3 protein-coding genes and 1 pseudogene are annotated in these 3520 nt (G+C 63.0%); 3 read left to right on the forward strand and 1 reads right to left on the reverse strand.

Features of this window, described 5'->3' with window-relative positions; all coding sequences use genetic code 11:
- Window positions 1–598, forward strand: a 598-nt coding sequence (locus tag EN781_RS28760; RefSeq protein WP_281034401.1) for a helix-turn-helix domain-containing protein, incomplete at its 5' end; no start/stop codon positions are given.
- A gap of 45 nt (window positions 599–643) precedes the next feature.
- Here the strand turns inward: EN781_RS28760 and EN781_RS28765 are convergent.
- Window positions 644–1534, reverse strand: a complete 891-nt coding sequence (locus tag EN781_RS28765) for an NAD(P)H-binding protein (RefSeq protein ID WP_126054613.1) — start codon at window positions 1532–1534, stop codon at window positions 644–646.
- A gap of 115 nt (window positions 1535–1649) precedes the next feature.
- Between EN781_RS28765 and EN781_RS28770 the strand changes: the two genes are divergently transcribed.
- Both EN781_RS28770 and EN781_RS28775 read left to right on the forward strand, forming a co-directional pair.
- On the forward strand, window positions 1650–2468 hold the full coding sequence (locus EN781_RS28770) for an AraC family transcriptional regulator (protein WP_126054612.1): 819 nt from the start codon (window positions 1650–1652) through the stop codon (window positions 2466–2468).
- Between the two features lie 204 nt (window positions 2469–2672).
- Window positions 2673–3520 (forward strand): annotated as a pseudogene (locus tag EN781_RS28775) (PAS domain-containing sensor histidine kinase); the annotation flags it as partial.

Here is a 3520-nt window from a genome sequence, read left to right on the forward strand (position 1 = left end):
GATAAACCAGGGGCTGTTCCGCGAGGACCTGTTCTACCGCCTCAACGTCGTGCCGCTGAGGCTGCCGGCGCTGCGCGAGCGCTCCGAGGACATTCCGGACCTGGTGCGGCATTTCTTCAAGCAGGGCGCCAGCGAGGGGCTGCAGACCAAGCGCATTTCCTCCGGCGGCATCGAGTTGATGAAGCGCTACCCCTGGCCGGGCAATGTGCGCGAGCTGGAAAACCTGATCCGCAGGCTGGCCGCGCTCTATTCTCAGGATGAGATCTCGTCCGAGATCATCGAGGCCGAGCTCAAGACCGGCGAGCGGCCGGTAGTCCCCGGCGGCGGCAATCTCATTCCCGACGATCTCTCCATCGGTCAGGCGGTGGAGCATTTCCTGCAGCGCTATTTTGCTTCGTTCGCCGGTGATCTGCCGCCGGCTGGCCTGTACCAGCGCATCCTCGCCGAGGTCGAATACCCGCTGGTCCTTGCTTCGATGACGGCGACGCGCGGCAACCAGATCAAGGCGGCTGAGCTCCTGGGGCTCAACCGCAACACGCTGCGCAAGAAGATCCGCGAGCTTGGCGTCAACGTCTACAAGTCCTCGAGGCAGATCTAGCCGGAGATTGGCTCCCGAGCCGGCGCCATGCTGCCGCGCGACTGCTCAAAGATGATCGCGCAGCGTGTCGGCGATCATCGCGTCCAGGCTGCTGGCGGTTACGCCAAGAAGATGCTCGGTGTCGGAGGAGTCGACCAGCAGCGGGCGGTCGAAGAGGTAGCGCATCTCCACGGCCTCGTGCAGGCCCAGAGCCTCCATTTCGGAGACGGAATAGGAGTGCAGATCCGAAAGCTCCCTGCCGAGCATCGCGGCTGTTTTCCGCATGAGTTCACGGGGCGAGGCATATTGCGAGGGCACGTGGAATGCCCGTCCCCATTCGCCCGTGTAACGGGACGACGCCACAAGCGTCCTGGCCACATCCTTCGTGAACGTCCACGCGTGAGCAGCATCGAGGTTTCCCACGAACGAGACGGGTTTTCCCTCGACGACGGAGGGCAGGGCCAGCAGCGAGAAGTAGCTGATCGCGCCATGTCCAAGATAGTCACTGGACCGCACTTCGATGGCTGGTGCATCGGCGCGGCGTGCTCGTTGCCACATTATCGTGCGGGTCGTACCTTTCCTTGATGTCGGATCGAGCGGCAAGTCCGGGTGCAGCGGACTTTCGGCGTTCTCACCATAGCCGTAGAGGTTTCCGAGCAGGATAATTTTCGCGCCGGCGGCTTCCGCCGCGCGCACCGTGCCGTCGAGGATGGGGAAAAAGTCGGTCGGCCACCGATCATAGGCGGCCATGGCGCACATGAAGATCGCATCGGCGCCTCGGGCCATGCGCGACAGCTCGGCGGCATCCGCGGCGTCGGCCTGTACCGCGCGGACGCCGGGCAAATCGATGGAACCCAAGCTCCTGCTGGTGAGGACGACATTATTTCCTTCCTCACCGAGCAGCCGAGCCGTTTCGCGTCCAACCGGCCCTGCGCCGACGACAACATAGTAACCCATATCAACCTCTTTGCATTGGCAACGAGGCTTGGGTTTAGGGGGCGCCGGCATTGAAAGTCGCGCAGGAACCGCCAAATCTTGGACAGGTTTTGCTATGAATTCGAGGCCTACCTGTATGCACGCACAGCTCGATCCCGACCAGGTCCCGACGGGCATAACAATGGTTTCGAGGCATGTCGAAGCAGGCGCCTTCAGGCTGCCGCGAGCGCATCACCACAGGATCATGGTTCACGCCAGCGCGGCCACCCATTCTTATTGCAGTGACGTTGGACGACACTTTCTGCGGCGTGCTGGCGACATCGACTTCGTGCCCGCTGACCAGGAGGGCGGTTTCGAGGCGGAAACCGCGTTCCGCACAATCGAGGTTCGCCTGCCGTCCGCCTTGCTCGAAGACGTCGCGCGGCAGGTGGGAGGCACAACAATGCGCCGGCTCGACACGCGCCATCTCGTCCGGGATGAGCGGATCGAACATCTCGTGCGAGCGCTCAAAAGCGGTCACGACACAGGCGCGCCGACCGAACCCCTGTTCATCGAAAGCCTCGGCGTTGCGCTTGCGGTGCGGCTGCTGGGCCTCGGCGATCGGGAGACCGATCGACCCGTCCGGTTGTCGAACACTCAGCTCAGGCACGTCCTGGAGCATATCGATGCTCACCTTCATGAGCCGCTAACGATTGACAGGCTGAGCCGCGTTGCCAACGCCAGCAGTTCCCATCTCAGGACATGGTTCAAGGCGGCGACAGGTATGACCGTTCACCGCTACGTCCTACGGCGCCGGGTCGAGCGCGCCCGCTCTCTGTTACTAGGCGGCGGCCTCAGCACCAGCGAGGTGGCACATCAGGCAGGCTTCGCGCACCAATCGCATATGGCATATTGGATGCGTCGCGAGATCGGGCAAACGCCACGCGGCTTGCGGCGCGGGCGGATGGCGAGTTGAATGCCGGCCAGCACGCACGGCGGAGGCTCGTCCGCCCGTTGCCGGCATGTCCGCAGACCTTTAGGGCGACTCTGATCGACCCTGGCCGGATGGTCCTTCCAGCAGAATAAGCCGGGGAAAGATTTCCGTCCTGGCCACACTTGTTGCATAATCGCCACAATGCGTTGCATACATCCGACGCAAGCAATGACTCTAAACGGCGATATGGCTTCCCAGGCCCCGACACTGAACGAACCGCTTTTCAGCAAGCCCGGCGTTGAGGACAGACGCCGGCTGCTGGCGTTGCCCGGCGTGCTGGCGATTGCCGGCGCTTTGATCACGGCGGCGATCTCCTTTGCGATTCTGGTCGGGGCGACGCCGATCGCGCCGGATGCAAAAGCCACGATGGCGCTGATCGCGCTCAACGCTGTCTTCGTTCTATTCCTGATTGCGTTGATCGGCCGCGAGGTTCACCGCATTGTGATGGCGCGGCGGCACGGCAAGGCGGCCTCACGGCTGCATGTGCGCATCGTCGCGATGTTCGCTCTGGTCGCCGCCATTCCCGCCATCATGGTGGCCATCATCGCCTCGATCACGCTCGACATCGGCCTCGACCGCTGGTTCGAGATCCGCACCAAGACGATCGTCAATTCCTCGCTGTCGATCGCCGACGCCTATGTGCAGGAAAATGCCCGCAACCTGCAGGGCACGACGTTGTCGATGGCCTATGATCTCGATGCCTCGCGCACGCTCTATGGCCTCGACCGTACCGGTTTCCTCGATCTGATGAACAAGGAAGCGGTTGGCCGCTCGCTGGCGCATGCCGCACTGATCAAGCCCGACGGCTCCTTTGTGATGAGCGCCAAGACCGATGCCGACTTCGCCATGCCGGAGCCCCCGCCGGGCGCGGTGGAAACGGCGTCCGACGGCAGGCCGGTTCTGATCGAGCCGCGAACCCGCAACATCATGGGCGCCATCGTCAAGTTGCGCGAGATCGAAGGTCTTTATCTCTACACCATCCGGCTGGTCGATCCCGATGTGATCAAGGCACGGCAGATCGTGCGGTCCAACAG

It is taken from the genome of Mesorhizobium sp. M4A.F.Ca.ET.090.04.2.1 (assembly GCF_003999085.1).
Lineage (GTDB): Bacteria > Pseudomonadota > Alphaproteobacteria > Rhizobiales > Rhizobiaceae > Mesorhizobium.